The 13,321-nt window shown below is 71.8% G+C and carries 16 protein-coding genes; 8 read left to right on the top strand and 8 right to left on the bottom strand.

Annotated elements, in window-relative coordinates:
* Positions 1 to 90: 90 nt before the first annotated feature.
* Together AW27_RS02780 and AW27_RS02775 are read left to right on the top strand one after the other, a co-directional pair.
* Positions 91 to 708 (top strand): flavodoxin family protein, encoded by a 618-nt coding sequence (locus tag AW27_RS02780; RefSeq protein ID WP_037918227.1) that lies wholly within the window; start codon positions 91 to 93, stop codon positions 706 to 708.
* The gene (locus AW27_RS02775; protein ID WP_037916806.1) at positions 705 to 1,790 is read left to right on the top strand and encodes an NAD(P)H-dependent flavin oxidoreductase; all 1,086 of its coding nucleotides are present in this window, start codon (positions 705 to 707) and stop codon (positions 1,788 to 1,790) included. Before AW27_RS02780 ends, AW27_RS02775 begins: the two co-directional genes overlap by 4 nt.
* Positions 1,791 to 1,871: 81 nt before the next feature.
* Here the strand turns inward: AW27_RS02775 and AW27_RS02770 are convergent, their stop codons facing one another.
* On the bottom strand, positions 1,872 to 2,099 hold the full coding sequence (locus AW27_RS02770) for a hypothetical protein (RefSeq protein ID WP_037916808.1): 228 nt from the start codon (positions 2,097 to 2,099) through the stop codon (positions 1,872 to 1,874).
* Positions 2,100 to 2,101: 2 nt separating this feature from the next.
* Complete coding sequence (locus AW27_RS02765; protein WP_157840175.1) at positions 2,102 to 2,446, bottom strand: carboxymuconolactone decarboxylase family protein; 345 nt, start codon at positions 2,444 to 2,446, stop codon at positions 2,102 to 2,104.
* A gap of 547 nt (positions 2,447 to 2,993) precedes the next feature.
* On the opposite strand from AW27_RS02765, the gene AW27_RS02760 reads away from it, so the two are divergent.
* Together AW27_RS02760 and AW27_RS02755 are read left to right on the top strand one after the other, a co-directional pair.
* Positions 2,994 to 3,566 (top strand): DM13 domain-containing protein, encoded by a 573-nt coding sequence (locus AW27_RS02760; protein WP_052030099.1) that lies wholly within the window; start codon positions 2,994 to 2,996, stop codon positions 3,564 to 3,566.
* Between the two features lie 209 nt (positions 3,567 to 3,775).
* Positions 3,776 to 4,822, top strand: a complete 1,047-nt coding sequence (locus AW27_RS02755; RefSeq protein WP_037916814.1) for a PucR family transcriptional regulator — start codon at positions 3,776 to 3,778, stop codon at positions 4,820 to 4,822.
* Positions 4,823 to 4,926: 104 nt separating this feature from the next.
* On the opposite strand, the gene AW27_RS02750 is transcribed toward AW27_RS02755, so the two are convergent.
* The 4 genes from AW27_RS02750 to AW27_RS02735 form a co-directional block, all read right to left on the bottom strand.
* Positions 4,927 to 5,391, bottom strand: coding sequence for a hypothetical protein (locus AW27_RS02750; RefSeq protein WP_052030100.1), 465 nt, complete (start codon positions 5,389 to 5,391; stop codon positions 4,927 to 4,929).
* Between the two features lie 93 nt (positions 5,392 to 5,484).
* Entirely contained in the window at positions 5,485 to 5,694 is a 210-nt protein-coding gene (locus AW27_RS02745) for a hypothetical protein (protein ID WP_037916816.1), read from the bottom strand.
* Complete coding sequence (locus AW27_RS02740) at positions 5,691 to 6,269, bottom strand: hypothetical protein (RefSeq protein WP_037916818.1); 579 nt, start codon at positions 6,267 to 6,269, stop codon at positions 5,691 to 5,693. The genes AW27_RS02745 and AW27_RS02740 overlap by 4 nt, the downstream gene beginning before the upstream one ends.
* Entirely contained in the window at positions 6,256 to 7,554 is a 1,299-nt protein-coding gene (locus AW27_RS02735) for a cation:proton antiporter (RefSeq protein ID WP_078555895.1), read from the bottom strand. The genes AW27_RS02740 and AW27_RS02735 overlap by 14 nt, the downstream gene beginning before the upstream one ends.
* Positions 7,555 to 7,777: 223 nt before the next feature.
* Between AW27_RS02735 and AW27_RS02730 the strand changes: the two genes are divergently transcribed.
* Both AW27_RS02730 and AW27_RS02725 read left to right on the top strand, forming a co-directional pair.
* Positions 7,778 to 7,909 carry a hypothetical protein gene (locus AW27_RS02730; protein ID WP_269084409.1) on the top strand — a complete coding sequence of 44 codons (132 nt, stop codon included), beginning with the start codon at positions 7,778 to 7,780 and terminating at the stop codon, positions 7,907 to 7,909.
* Positions 7,909 to 8,124 carry a hypothetical protein gene (locus AW27_RS02725; protein WP_037916821.1) on the top strand — a complete coding sequence of 72 codons (216 nt, stop codon included), beginning with the start codon at positions 7,909 to 7,911 and terminating at the stop codon, positions 8,122 to 8,124. The genes AW27_RS02730 and AW27_RS02725 overlap by 1 nt, the downstream gene beginning before the upstream one ends.
* An 87-nt stretch (positions 8,125 to 8,211) precedes the next feature.
* On the opposite strand, the gene AW27_RS02720 is transcribed toward AW27_RS02725, so the two are convergent.
* Together AW27_RS02720 and AW27_RS02715 are read right to left on the bottom strand one after the other, a co-directional pair.
* Positions 8,212 to 8,802 carry a TetR/AcrR family transcriptional regulator gene (locus AW27_RS02720; RefSeq protein ID WP_037916823.1) on the bottom strand — a complete coding sequence of 197 codons (591 nt, stop codon included), beginning with the start codon at positions 8,800 to 8,802 and terminating at the stop codon, positions 8,212 to 8,214.
* Between the two features lie 34 nt (positions 8,803 to 8,836).
* Complete coding sequence (locus AW27_RS02715; RefSeq protein WP_037916827.1) at positions 8,837 to 10,342, bottom strand: FAD-dependent monooxygenase; 1,506 nt, start codon at positions 10,340 to 10,342, stop codon at positions 8,837 to 8,839.
* A 201-nt stretch (positions 10,343 to 10,543) separates the two neighbouring features.
* Between AW27_RS02715 and AW27_RS02710 the strand changes: the two genes are divergently transcribed.
* Positions 10,544 to 11,143: a hypothetical protein gene (locus AW27_RS02710; protein WP_037916829.1), complete on the top strand. Its 600-nt coding sequence runs from the start codon at positions 10,544 to 10,546 to the stop codon at positions 11,141 to 11,143.
* Positions 11,144 to 11,203: 60 nt separating this feature from the next.
* A complete protein-coding gene (locus tag AW27_RS02705; RefSeq protein WP_037916832.1) occupies positions 11,204 to 13,267 on the top strand; it encodes a flotillin family protein in 2,064 nt (687 codons plus the stop codon).
* Positions 13,268 to 13,321: the final 54 nt, after the last annotated feature.

The following is a 13,321-nucleotide window of genomic DNA, read 5'->3' as shown; positions in this document are numbered from 1 at the left end:
CGGTCGTCTATGGTGTTCTCGAAGCCGGTCCCCGCGTCCGGCCGACCGTTCACCCCGTCCCCGGGGCACACCACTTTCTGGAGGGCCGCCGTGTCCGCACCCATCTCTGTCGTCATCGCTTACCACAGCGGCCACGGGCATACCGCCCGGCAGGCCGCGGCCGTGGCGGAGGGCGCCGCTGCGGTGCCCGGAGTCCGGGCGGACCTGCGGGACGTCTCCACCCTCGACGAGGGCCTGTGGGCGGCCCTGGCCGAGGCGGAGGCGATCGTCTTCGGCTCCCCCACGTACATGGGCGCCACCTCGGCGGCGTTCCAGCGCTTCGCGGAGGCCGGCGCCCCCGTCTGGGCCGCACGCGGCTGGCAGGGCAAGCTCGCCGCCGGGTTCACCAACTCGGCCGGGGCGAACGGCAACAAGGACAACGCACTGCTGTCGCTCACGGTCCTGGCGGCGCAGCACGGGATGCACTGGGTTCCGCTGGGCCTGCCGCCCGGCTGGATCTACAGCTCCGACGGCAGCCCCGAAGACCTCAACCGGCTGGGCTCGTTCGTGGGCGCCATGGCGCAGTCGCCCTCCGATCTCGGTCCGCAGGAGTCGCCCGCGGAGGCCGATCTGCGCACCGCGCGGCATCTCGGCGAACACGTCGCCCGGACCGCACTGCAGTTCGTCCACGGCCGCCGGGCCGTCGAAGCCCTGGCGGTGACCGCGTGAACGCAGGACGCCTCGGTGACCTGCTGGGCATCGACCTGCCCGTCGTACAGGGCCCGTTCGGCGGGGGGCTGTCCTCGGTCGCCCTGGCCGCGGCGGTCTCCGAGAAGGGAGGGCTGGGTTCCTACGGTGCGCACGTCCTGGCCCCGGAGCAGATCACGGACCTCGTCCGGCAGCTGAAGGCCCGCACCGGCCGCCCGTTCGCCGTCAACCTCTGGGTCCCCCAGCCGGGCGAGGCCGGACCGTGGCCGGACCCTGCCGCACTGGCCCCCCACATCGGGCGGCTGCGCCCCTACTACGACGAACTCGGGCTGCGCCCGGTCGCGGCCGAGGACGTCAGGCCGGGGCCGGACTTCGACGCCCAGGTGGACGCGCTGCTCGCGGCCGCGCCCCCGGTCATCAGCTTCGTGATGGGTGTCCCGCCCCGCAGGGTCATGGACGAGGCCCGCCGCCGAGGCATCGCGGTGATCGGCACGGCCACCACCGTGGACGAGGCCGTCGTACTGGAGCAGGCGGGCGTTGACGCCGTCGTGGCCTCCGGCGCCGACGCCGGTGGGCATCGGGGCGCCTTCCTGCGGCCGGTGCGGGAGTCGCTCGTGGGGACGTTCTCGCTGGTGCCCCAGGTCGCCGACGCCGTACGCGTCCCCGTCATCGCCGCCGGCGGGATCGCCGACGGCCGGGGAGTCGCCGCGGCCCTCGGCCTGGGCGCCGACGCCGTCCAGATCGGCACGGCCTTCCTCGCCACGCGCGAATCGGGGGCGAGCGAGGCCCACAAACGCGCCCTGGGCTCACCGGAGGCGCGCACCACCGTCCTCACGCGTCTCTTCACGGGCCGGACCGCCCGCGGAATCGTGAACCGGTTCGTCCGCGACATGGCCCCGTACGAGGAGACCGTGCCCCGGTACCCCGTGCAGAGCGCCTTGATGCAGCCCGTCCGCCACGAGGCCGGCGTCCAGGGGCAGGCGGACCTCGGCAGCCTGTGGGCCGGCCAGGCCGCGGCCCTGGCCGTCGGTGCCCTCGGCGCGGCGGAGTTCCTCGACCGGCTCATGGCCGACGTGCGGGAGCGGAGCCGCCGGGGAGCCTGACCGGCCGGACCCTCGCCGCACGGGCGGCGGGGTGCGCGTCGCGGAGCAGCCGCCGCTCAGGGCGGCCTGCTCACGGCGTCCTCACCGCCGCCCCGTGCCGTGCGGCCCCGGGGGAGACGGCGCGTCCCGCAGACGGCGTGCCTGGGCGTCGTAGTCGCGCAGGATGTGCCGGAGCTGCCGCAGCGACTCCTCGGGTATGTCGGGGGGAGCGGACTCGGCCACGAAGCGGGCGGCCGCCACCAGCGCGGCGAACTCGACGGCGTGAGCGGTCGCCTTCAGGACTCCGGGCCGGGCCCACTCCAGTTGCATGATCAGCCCTTCGACGCGAGGTATTCCTTGATCTGCCCGAGTTCCTGCTCGAAGTCGTCGTAGTCCTCACGGATGCCGTTGAGGTAGCCGCTCCAGCCGAGGCTGTTCTTCGCGTAGTGGACGGCTTCCTGGATCTCCTCGTCCGTGGCACCGAACAGCTTCGCCGCTTCGGTGTGGAAAAGGGTGCAGTAACGGCACTTCGTCTCCGAGTGCAACGCGATCCCGATGAGCTCCTTGTACTTGTTCGGGATGAGCGTCTCCCCGAGCTCGATCCTCTTGAAGATCTCCCACTCGTGGTCCAGCAACTCGTCGGGGATGCGGGAGAAGAAATGAGGTACAAGACCCAAGGTCTCCTTGATCTCCGACTCGACTTCGCTCCGGGTGCGGCCCGCCATGTCAACCACTCCTCTCAGCCGGGAGAAACCGACACCCCTCACTCCACGCTAGAACCCGCCGACGACGCCTGCGACCCCTGAGCGCCCCCGCCGGGGCGCCGCGACGCAGGTCAGACGCGACGGCGCGGTCGACGGCCACCCCGTTGCGCCGCCCCGGCGGACTCGTCGCCGGCCTGACGGGGGAGAAACCCCACGCGGCCCAGCACTCGATGCTCGACGACGCACCGGAGGCCACGGGGCCACACCGGTACGGGGACGCGGCACGTGAGGTCGCCTCGCCGTGAATTGCCCGGTCGAGGATCTCCACCACCGCCGGCGGAAGCCCTCCGGGAGTCTCTAAGTGCGCAAGGGACCGCTCCCGCCCGGCGCGTGGCCGCATCCCCGCGCGCGCCGCATCCCCGCGTCCGTAATGCGGGCGTAATGGTTTGCGGGCCCGGCATCCAGTTGAATGCGCACGGTAGGTACATCGCCCGTCGGGCGCGGAACAGGGAGTCGTGGAATGAAGTTGAGTCGTGGGCGGCGCGGGCCTCTGGCGGCGGGTGTCGCCGTGCTGGTGACGGCTGCCCTGGCCGTGGGGCTGTACCTGTTCCAGCCGTGGAAGCTGTGGCAGGACGAGACGGTCAGCGAGGCGTTGCCCACCGCAGCGCCGAGCGCGCCGAGCGCACCCGGCGGTTCCGCTTCGGAGTCCGCGTCCGCCGCCCCGGCGGCGCCCGCCACGCCCCGGACCCTGAGCCAGGGTTCCTTCATCAGCCACGAACACGACACCAAGGGCACGGCGAAGGTCGTCCGGCTGGCAGACGGCTCCCACGTGCTCCGGCTGGAGGGGCTCGACACGAGCAACGGGCCCGACCTGCGGGTGTGGCTGACCGACGCCCCGGTGAAGGAAGGGGTGGCGGGCTGGCGGGTGTTCGACGACGGCAAGTACGTCAGCCTGGGCAAGCTCAAGGGCAACAAGGGCGACCAGAACTACGAGATCCCGGCGGACGTGAACCTCGCCGACTACTCCAGCGTGGCGATCTGGTGCGACCGCTTCGACGTCTCCTTCGGGGCGGCGGAACTCGCCGGGGCGTAGCGGATGTCGGCCGCGCTCCGGCGCGGCGCGTCCTCGCGGCGCATGCGTCCCGTTCTCGCACACGCCGACGGCCACCCGGTGCACTCCCGGCGCCCGGCTGTGGTCGCGGCCTGACCTGCGCGGCCCCGTGGGCCCCGGGCATGGCAGGCTGGCCCCCGGCCAGTGACATGCACGAAGGGGCGGGGCGAAGGTTGAGCGACGAGCAGCGGATGACGGACGAGTACCTGGAGGGCAGTGCCGACCTCCTGCGCGAAGCCTGCGCCACCGGACGCCGTTTCACCCGCGGCGAGCTGGAGGCCCGCCGCGACGCGGGAGAACGGGCCGCCGAGGCGGGTATCGGGTTGCGGGCTCTCGTGCGGGCCCACCTGGCCCTCGCCCGCGACATCCAGTCGGAGCTTCCCGCAGGCGAGCTGCCGTATCTGCTGGGCGCGGTGGAGCATGCGGTCGACGCCTTCGCCGAGGGCTACGAGCGGGCCCAGCAGCAGGCCGTGCGGCAGCAGGAGGCCGCGCGCCGGGAGTTCATCGACGACCTGCTGTACGGCGGCAGCGACCTGGGCCGGCTCGCGGAACGCGCCGAACGGTTCGGGCTGCGCCTCTCCCAGGCCCATGCGGTGGCGGTGGCCCAGGGGCCGGAACCGTACGGAGACGGCTACAGCATCGTCCGGGGCATAGAAGCGGCCGTCCTGGCCCGCTTCGGAAACCGCAGCATCCTGCTGACCACGAAAGAGGGCCGGCTGATCTGCGTCGCCCCCGGTGACCGGCCGGAGGTCCTCGCGTACTTCGCCAAACGGGCCTACGCGGCCACCGACGGCGGCCTGGTGGCCATCGGCAGGGCGCACGCGGGCGCCGGGGGAGTGGTCCACTCGTACGAGGAGGCCCTCAACGCCCTCGACCTCGCCCGGAGCATCGCCTTGGAAGGCCCGGTCCTGCACGCGGCGGACCTGCTGGTCTACCCGGTCCTCGGGCGCGACCGGCAGGCCATGGCCGATCTGGTCAGTACGGTTCTCGGCCCGCTCCAGGAGGCCCGGGGCGGTGCCAGGCCGCTCATCGACACCCTCCACGCCTACTTCGACGCGGGCTGTGTGGCCACCGATGCGGCCCGCGCGCTGTCCTTGAGCGTGCGCGCCTTCACCTACCGACTCGAACGCATCCACAAGCTCACGGGAGCCGACCCCGGTGATCCGCGTCACCGCTACACCCTGCAGACCGCGGTCATCGGAGCCCGATTGCTGGACTGGCCGCAGCAGGAGCAGTGACGATCGAGGCCCGGCGACGCGCGTGCAACACCGCCCGCCGGCGTCGCGGGTTGGGACGGTCCAGCGGCGCTCGCCGTCCTCGAAGGGCGAAGGCCGGTTCCCCGTCACGGCTGCCGGCAGGCGCCCTCGTCGACGGTCGCGGTGACGTGGTGGAGTTCGAAGGCCGAGGGATACGGCTCGTCGGGGGCGACCGGGGTCAAGGTCACGTGCATGCAGAACTCCGTTGTGGTGTCGTCCGTGGAGATCGTGTAGCCGGTGGCGCCGTTTCCCCGGACCGTCAGCCCGTGGCCCGGACCCGTGCCGGTCTCCTTGACGGCGCTGCGGACGAGGTCGTCCTGGGCCGTGGTGCCGCTTGCGTAGTGGGGCCTGGCGTTCAGTGCGTCGGCGGCCTGGCGGACGGCCGTGCGCAGTTCGCCTTCGCTCCAGTGCCAGCCGGCGTAGAGCGAGGAGAGCATGCCGATCGCGACGAGCGGTGCGATGACGATGAAGGCGCGACCCACGGCGTTGCGGGGGTTGTAGACGTACCGGCGGGTCCGTGTGTGTCGTACGAAGACGGGTTCGTCGTTCACCGGCGGTCCCCGACGCCGTCGGAGTCGCTGGTCTTCATGAGGTCGTCCTACCTTTCCCGAAGGAGTCGATGCGGTCAGAGGCCCTCGGGACGATCAGAGGGATCGTTGCCGCATGTGCTTCCAGGCCCTGCGGACGCGGTCGCCGATCTCGCCGATCACGATGACGGCCAGGGCGCCGAGAGCACATCCCGACAGGGGAGCCGACTGGCCGAGGAGGAGACCGACCAGCCAGAGCGCCAGGGTCACCAGGCCCCACCAGGCCGCCGCCCCGGCCACGGCCCGTACGGTACGTGCCGAGGTCATGTACGTGCGCCTTTCGTCCTGAGGGCAACGGCGGACACGGCGGCGGGGAGCACCGTCAGCAGCCAGAGCGTCGGATGCAGCCAGTAGGGCCCGCCGAGCCAGACCAGCAGCCACAGGATCAGGAACGCGTCGGCGATCAGGGCCAGGGCGGCCCATGCGGCCAGCGTGAGGCTCTTCGACCGACCCCAGGACATCCGCCCCGGCGGGCCGACCAGACACCAGCAGGCGAACAGGCCCAGCACGCCGATCACCAGGGTGACGAGCGCCAGGGCCACGGAGTAGAGCGGGCCTTCGGTCGACAGGGAGACGACGGCCGGAGCCAAGTCGCTCGACCCGCCGCCCGAGATGTCCGCCTGCGCCGCGTACGCGCTCAACTCGTCGTCGGCGGGCAGCGTCGCTGCATAGGTCCGCTCGTCCGGCTCGTCCGGAACGTCCGCCCGGAGAGCGGCGAAGGCGACCGCGGCCGAGCCGAGCGAGGCCAGGCCGCCGAGCCCCGCCAGGGTTCCCCCGACCGGGCGCCGGCCCTCTCTGCGTATGCCCCGGCGAGCGGGGCGTTCCGTCTCAGCTCCGGACACGGCCCTCCTGTCGCGGAGCCTTCTCCGCGCGGTCGTACGCCTCGGCCGCCGGTGCCGCTTCTGCGGCCGGTGCCGCTGCAGCCGCCGTGAGCAGCTCGCCGCTCGGCACGCCGGCGTCGCCCTGGATGTGGAACAGGCGGGCCACCGGAACGTCCGTGCTGCTGTGGGCGACGATGGAGAAGGCGATGCAGACCGCGATCAGGGTGTATGCGGTCTCGCCCTGCGGGATACCGGCCTGGAGGACCAGCAGACCGTAGACCACCGATGCGAATCCCTTGGGGCCGAACCACGCCGCGACCAGCTTCTCCCGCTTCTCGAACTTCGTGCCCAGCAGCGACACCAGCAGGGACGCGGGCCGGATGAGCACGATGGCCAGTACCACGGCCGCGTACCCGCCCCACGACAGGTCGCCGAAGAGCGCCGGAGTGAGCAGCGCGCCGAACACCAGCAGGGCGGCGAACTTGGCGAGTTCCGCCACCGCCTCTCCCAGGGGCTCGAAGACCTCCTTGGCCGTCGGCGAGACGCTCGCCATGACCGCGCCCGCGGAGAAGGCCGCCAGGTACGGGTTGGCGTGGGTGAGGTGGCACAGTCCGTACAGGATGATCCCGGTGGCCAGCGGCAGCAGCGGCTGGAGCCGGGGCTCGGCGCCCAGGTTCCGTACCCGGACCAGGCCCGCCAGCAGCAGCGGCAGTACGACACCGAAGACGAGGCCCAGCAGCAGCTCCAGCCCGATCTTGCCGAGCGAGGCCTCCGCATGCCCGGACGTGGGACCGGCGGCGGCGATCAGGACGAGCACGACGGGCAGGGCGAGTCCGTCGTTGATCCCGCTTTCCACGTTCAGCAGCTGCCGGAGCTTGGCCGGCACCTCCTTGCGGCCCACGATGGCCGAGGCGAACACCGGGTCCGTCGGCGCGAGAACGGCTCCCACCAGGAACGACGTCGTCCAGTCGAGACCCACGAGGTAGTGGGTGACCAGCGCCATGCCGACGAGGGCCAGCGGCATGCCCAGGCCCAGGGCCCGTGCCGGGTTCCGCCAGTTCCGGCGCAGGGCCGGGAACGAGACGTGCATGCCGTCGGTGAACAGCACGGCGAACAGCGCGAGGTCCGCGGTCACCGCGACGATCTCGCTGTCCGGCGTGACGTGGATCAGGCCCAGGAAGCCGTCGCTGACCAGAGCGCCGCCGAGCAGGAAGAGGAGTGAGGTGGACAGGACGGTCCGGGCGGCGAGCCCGGACAGCAGGACCGCGATGAGCAGCACGACCCCGAAGACAGCGACGAGCACCATGGAAAACGAGCCCCCGATCGGCGAGTGAGAGGTGTCCCCTTGACCGCCGACCAGGCTTCCCGGCACACCGCTATGGATTTTACGGATCCCTTACGCGGTTCTGACGGGCCCCTGGCGGCAGTGCTCGGCCTTCTTCGTTGCCGATCACCGGCATGAACACGCCACGTATGGTCCAGGTAAGGTGAGCGCCTCATTCCGGAACGGCGCCCACGAATGGAAGCACATGATCCACGCGACAGCGCTGGGCAGGACGACGAAGCCGCTGCTCATGCCGGCGGTGGTGCCGCTGCCGTGCCGTGCCGATCTGCCCGGTGCCGTTCCCCCGATGACGGGCACCGTCCGGAGGGCGGCCTGATGCGGTTCCGAACCTGCCGCGCCGCCCTCTACCGCTGGGTCACGGCCGAGCGCCGTCTCGGCCTCGTACTCGCCGCCGCGGGGCTTCCCGTCACCTGCCTGGGAGCGGTGATGTACGTCCTGCCGGGTCCCGGCTTCCCCTTCGTGGTGATCGGCCTGAGCCTGTTCCTGACCGGAGTCGTGATGGCTCTGGGCGGGCAGGACGTGGAGCGGTAGGGGACGGCGGGTCCTCGGCGGAGGGTCGGCAGGGAGCCCGTGGCGGCACCGGACCGGGCCGGGGACCGCCCGCGGGGGCGGTGGCCGCTATGACGGGCGCAGGGCGCGAAAGGCCTCGTCGGCCAGGGCGGGGAGGTCGAGGGCGCCGTCACTTTCGACCCAGGCGGCGAGTGCCGTCGTCACGGCCCCGAGGGCGGCCGCCGCGACGACCCGGGCGGAGAGGTCGCTTTCGCCGGGGTGGCGCGATCTGAGGGCGTCGGCGAAGAGCCGCTGGGTGGCGTACTGGTTGTCCCAGGTCCGGGCGCGCAGGGCGGGCGTGCCGAGGATGAGTCTGGTACGGGCGAGCAGGGAGTCCTTGCCGTCGGCGTACACCGCCCGCAGGCCCTGGCTCAGGGCGCTGCACAGGGCGGTGAGGCTGTCCTCGTGGCGCGGCCGCTCCTCGATGAGCCGGGCGATCAGCGGATCGTAGTCGTCGGACTCCACCACGGCCTCCTTGGTGGGGAAGTGCCGGAAGAACGTCATGTGCGAGACCCCCGCCGCGGCCGAGATCTCCTCGACGGTGGTGTTCTGGTACCCCTGGGCCAGGAACAGGCGCAGGGCCTGTTCCTGGATCGTCCGGCGCGTCTGCGCCTTCTTCCGTTCGCGCAGGCCGGGAACCGGCGTGGGGGACGTACTCATGGAACTACCGCCTCCGGGCGTTTTCGGTGCTCGCTCACTGTCCTGTGCCGTTCCCGAGTATGCGTGTCAGTGCCCGGTCCAGAGCGGCGGCCCGCGTTCCGCGCCAGGCCAGGTGGGCGTCGGGTCGTACCAGCAGGGTGCGCCGGGAGCCGCCCGGCACGGTGAGTGCGGTCACCTTGTCCGCACCGAGGTGCCGCACGGCGACGGCCTCCTGGGCGGAGGGAGGCGCCCCGGGGCTGAGGAGGGCCCAGCCCGTGCGCAGTTCCTCGTACAGGCGCGTGGTGCTGCCGTCCTGACGGATGCAGGGCCCGTCCGGTACGCGGTCGCCGGGGTGCGGGGCAGGTCCGGGGAGGGGCCTGGGGAGCCGGTGGAGGGTGCCGAGGGGGCCCCTGCGGTAGCTGAGGGTCAGCTGGGAGGACTTCTCCCAGAGCCGGCGTTGCACGGTGGGCCGGTCGAGCAGGGGGACGAAGACGTGGTCGCGCAGGGCCCGGGCCCACGTGCTCCGGCCGAGCACCACGCCCGTCATGGCGGTGGTGGACGACAGCACCTCGCGGGCGACCGGTCTGCGTTCGGCCTCGTAGGTGTCCAGCAGGGCGTCGTCGGACCGCCCGGTGGCGACCAGGGCGAGCTTCCAGGCCAGGTTCTCCGCGTCGCCCAGGCCGGTGTTCATGCCCTGACCGCCGAAGGGGCTGTGGATGTGCGCGGCGTCACCGGCGAGCAGCAGCCTGCCGCTGCGGTATGACGAGGCGAGACGCCGGTTGATCCGGAAGGTGGAGGTCCAGTGCACCTCCCGCACCGCGGTGCGGGGAACGCCGGCCTCCCGCCGCAGGAGCTCCGCCAGGCTGTCCGCCGGGTCCGCCGCCGATCCGGGTGCGGCGGGCGCCATCAGGCGCCACAGGTCCTTTCCCGGCAGCGGAAAGGCCCCGAGCATCGTGTCCCCGCGCAGCCAGACCGCCACCGTGTCCCGGGGGACCGGCAGGCCGGCCGTCACGTCGGCCAGCAGGAAGCGCTCCACCACCGGCACGCCGGGGAAGGCGATCCCGGCGGCCTTGCGCACGCGGCTGTGCGCGCCGTCGCACCCCACCAGCCAGCCGGCCTCCTCCTCGCCGTGGTCGAGGCGCAAGACGACCCGCTCCGGGTCCTGGCGCACGTCCAGCACCGCGCGGCCCCATTCGACCTCGACGCCGAGCCCGGCCAGCCGGTCCCGGAGCCGGGCCTCGACCTCGGCCTGGGACATGAGCAGGCCGGGCCTGGTGACCAGCCTGGTGGGCCGCCCGACGGGCAGTCTCGCCAGGGGGCGTCCGTCGACGTACGTCAGGACCTGGGAGATCCGCACCGATCGCTCGGCCAGGTCGCCGAGGGCGCCGAGTCGGTCGAGCACCTCGGCACCGCGTGGCTGAAGGCCCAGGGCCCGCGAGGTCGCCGCCGGTCCCGGCGCCCTGTCCAGCACCCGGACGGGAACGCCCGCGGCGCGCAGTCCACAGGCGGTCGCCAATCCGGTCGGCCCGGCGCCGGCCACCACCACCGTCGTCGACAGCATGCCTCCACCTTTCGTTAGTCACTAACTTTAGTTAGATGCTAACGCCAATGCTCGTCGCCCGACCATCCTGCGGTCGGCGTGAAAGAGGCGTAAAGATTGCCGATGGTCGGCAATGTGCGTGGGGCCGCCTCCGGGGCAGGATGGAGGGAGGCCGCACCGGCCCACGCACCTGATGCCGGGTGCCGGAAGGGAGGGGGAGACGTGGACGAGTTCATCGGGGCCGCTCTCGGCTTTCCCACGGTGCTGCTGACATCGGCCCTGGCCGTCGTCCTCGGGTTCTGGCTGCTCGTGCTGTGCGGGGCCGCCGACCACGACGCCGCCGATTCGGGTGGCGGTGTCCTCGGCCTCGGCGGCGTGCCCGTCACCGTGTCGGCGTCGGTGCTGATCGGCCTGGCCTGGTTCACCAGCCTTGCCGGCTCCGTGCTCCTCGCCCGTACGGGATGGCCGGGTGGGGTGGAGAGCTTCCTCGGCGCCGCCCTGCTGTTCGCCTCGCTCCTGCTGTCGTGGCGCGTCACCCGACTACTCCTGCGGCCGCTGGCCAAGCTCTTCCCCGACGAACCCGGGCCGTCCCGGCTGGACTTCGTCGGCCTGACCTGCGTCATCCGCACCGGGCGGGTGGACCAGGGCTTCGGTCAGGCGGAAGTCGCGGCAGGTGGCGGCGCCACCGCGATCGTCCAGGTCCGCCAGCACGGCAGTGATCCGCTCACGCTCGGCAGCACCGCGCTGCTGTACGCGTACGACGACGCGGGCGAATTCTTCTGGGTCGCGCCCTTCGACGCGGCGCTCGACCCGCGCGGCTGACCCGCCGCCCCTCCCGGCCTCCGGGCCTACCGGCTTCGACTTCTCACGTGGGGATTCCTCATGGATGCCATCTCTTTGGGCCTTGGCACGCTCGTCATCGTCGTCCTCGTTCTCGCGGTCGTCACCCTCATCGTGCTGACGCGGTTGTTCCGCAAGGTGGAGCAGGGCAAGGCCCTGATCGTCTCCAAGATGCGAAAGGTCGATGTGACCTTCACCGGCCAGGTGGTGCTGCCCGTGCTGCACAAGGCCGAGATCATGGACATCTCGGTCAAGACCATCGAGATCTCCCGCACCGGGCGCGACGGTCTCATCTGTAAGGACAACATCCGCGCCGACATCCGGATCTCCTTCTTCGTCCGGGTCAACAAGACCGTCGAGGACGTCATCAAGGTCGCCCAGGCCATCGGCACCCAGCGGGCCTCGGACAAGGCGACGCTGCAGGAGCTGTTCAACGCCAAGTTCTCCGAGGCGCTCAAGACGGTCGGCAAGCAACTCGACTTCACCGATCTCTACACGATGCGCGACGAACTGCGCGACCGGATCATCCACGTCATCGGCACCGATCTGAACGGCTACAGCCTGGAGGACGCGGCGATCGACTACCTGGAGCAGACCCCGCTCGCCCAGCTGGACGCAGGCAACATCCTGGACGCCCAGGGCATCCGGAAGATCACCGAGCTGACGGCCGTCGAGAGCGTGCGCACCAACGAGTTCCGCCAGCACGAGCAGAAGGAGCTCACCCGGCAGAACGTCGACGCACGCGAGGCCATCTTGGAACTCGAGCGTCGGCAGGCCGACGCCGAGATCAAGCAGCGCCGCGAGATCGAGACGGTCCGGGCCCGGGAGGAGGCGGAAACCGCCCGTGTGGTGGAGGAGGAGCGGCTGCGGGCGCAGAGCGCCTTCCTCAAGACCGAGGAGCAGCTCGGCATCCAGCGTGAGAACCAGGCCCGTGAGGTCGCCGTCGCACAGAAGAACCGCGAGCGGGTCATCGCCGTCGAGAACGAGCGGATCGAGAAGGACCGACTGCTGGAGGTCATCGCGAGGGAACGGGAGACCCAGCTGACCCGGATCGCCGCCGACAAGGAGGTCGAGACCGAGAAGCGGGACATCGCCGAGGTCGTGCGGGAGCGGATCGCGGTCGACCGTACCGTCGCCGAGCAGGAGGAGTCCATCAAGCGGCTGCGGACGGTGGAAGAGGCCGAGCGGGAGCGTCAGGCCGTCGTCATCGCCGCCGAGGCGCAGGCGCAGGAGAAGCTGGTCAAGGACATCAAGGCGGCGGAGGCCGCCGAGCAGGCGGCCGTGCACCGGGCGGCGGAGGAGCTCACCCTCGCCGAGGCCAGGAACAAGACCGCCGACCTCGACGCCCGGGCCAAGATCCGGCTCGCCGAAGGAATCCAGGCGGAGGCAGCCGCCGAGGGTCTGGCCGCCGTCGCCGTACGGGAGAAGGAAGCGGACGCGATCGAGAAGACCGGCCTGGCCGAGGCCGGAGCCACCACGGCACGGCTCAGGGCCGAGGCGGACGGCGCCCGCGACATGGCACTGGCCCAGGCGGCCGCGATCGGGGAGAAGCTGAAGGCGGAGGCCGAGGGCCTCACCGAGAAGGCCGCGGCCATGGCCGCCCTCGACGAGGCCTCGCGCGGCCACGAGGAGTACCGGCTGCGGCTGGAGGCGGAGAAGGAAGTCCGCCTCGCCGGGCTCGACATGCAGCGGCAGGTGGCCGAGGCCCAGGCGACCGTGCTGGCGACGGGACTGGAGAGCGCCGACATCAGCATCGTCGGCGGTGAGGCGGCCTTCTTCGACCGGATCGTGGGCGCGATGTCGATGGGCCGGGCGGTGGACGGGTTCATGGAGCACTCGCAGACCGCCCGGACCCTGGCCGGGCCCTGGCTGGACGGCGCAGCCTCCTCCTTCACCGAGGACCTCACCAAGATGCTGGGCTCGCTGTCCACGTCCGACGTGCAGAACCTGACCGTCTCGGCCCTTCTCATGAAGCTGATGCCGGCCGGATCCGGGCAGCTGGACGAGCTGCTGGCACGAGCCCGACAGCTGGGCCTGGCCGACCTGCCGGTGAGCGGACTCGCCGGGTCCAGCGGTGCCGTCCTGAACGGCGCCGCCAAGAACTGACCGCCACGGGGGTGCGGTCAAGGTTGCGGAGCCGCCGCAGTAGTGGCGGCTCCG

Source organism: Streptomyces sp. PCS3-D2, assembly GCF_000612545.2.
Lineage (GTDB): Bacteria > Actinomycetota > Actinomycetes > Streptomycetales > Streptomycetaceae > Streptomyces.
Note: the sequence above shows the minus strand (reverse complement) of the source record. Positions and strands in the feature narration are given on the sequence as shown.

Coding starts and splice junctions, on each gene's coding strand:
- AW27_RS02770 (WP_037916808.1), bottom strand. CDS start 2,099: ATGCAACTGGAGTGGGCCCGGCCCGGAGTCCTGAAGGCGACCGCTCAC.
- AW27_RS02715 (WP_037916827.1), bottom strand. CDS start 10,342: ATGCTGTCGACGACGGTGGTGGTGGCCGGCGCCGGGCCGACCGGATTG.
- AW27_RS02720 (WP_037916823.1), bottom strand. CDS start 8,802: ATGAGTACGTCCCCCACGCCGGTTCCCGGCCTGCGCGAACGGAAGAAG.
- AW27_RS02755 (WP_037916814.1), top strand. CDS start 3,776: ATGACGGACGAGTACCTGGAGGGCAGTGCCGACCTCCTGCGCGAAGCC.
- AW27_RS02735 (WP_078555895.1), bottom strand. CDS start 7,554: ATGGTGCTCGTCGCTGTCTTCGGGGTCGTGCTGCTCATCGCGGTCCTG.
- AW27_RS02745 (WP_037916816.1), bottom strand. CDS start 5,694: ATGACCTCGGCACGTACCGTACGGGCCGTGGCCGGGGCGGCGGCCTGG.
- AW27_RS02725 (WP_037916821.1), top strand. CDS start 7,909: ATGCGGTTCCGAACCTGCCGCGCCGCCCTCTACCGCTGGGTCACGGCC.
- AW27_RS02730 (WP_269084409.1), top strand. CDS start 7,778: ATGATCCACGCGACAGCGCTGGGCAGGACGACGAAGCCGCTGCTCATG.
- AW27_RS02705 (WP_037916832.1), top strand. CDS start 11,204: ATGGATGCCATCTCTTTGGGCCTTGGCACGCTCGTCATCGTCGTCCTC.
- AW27_RS02760 (WP_052030099.1), top strand. CDS start 2,994: ATGAAGTTGAGTCGTGGGCGGCGCGGGCCTCTGGCGGCGGGTGTCGCC.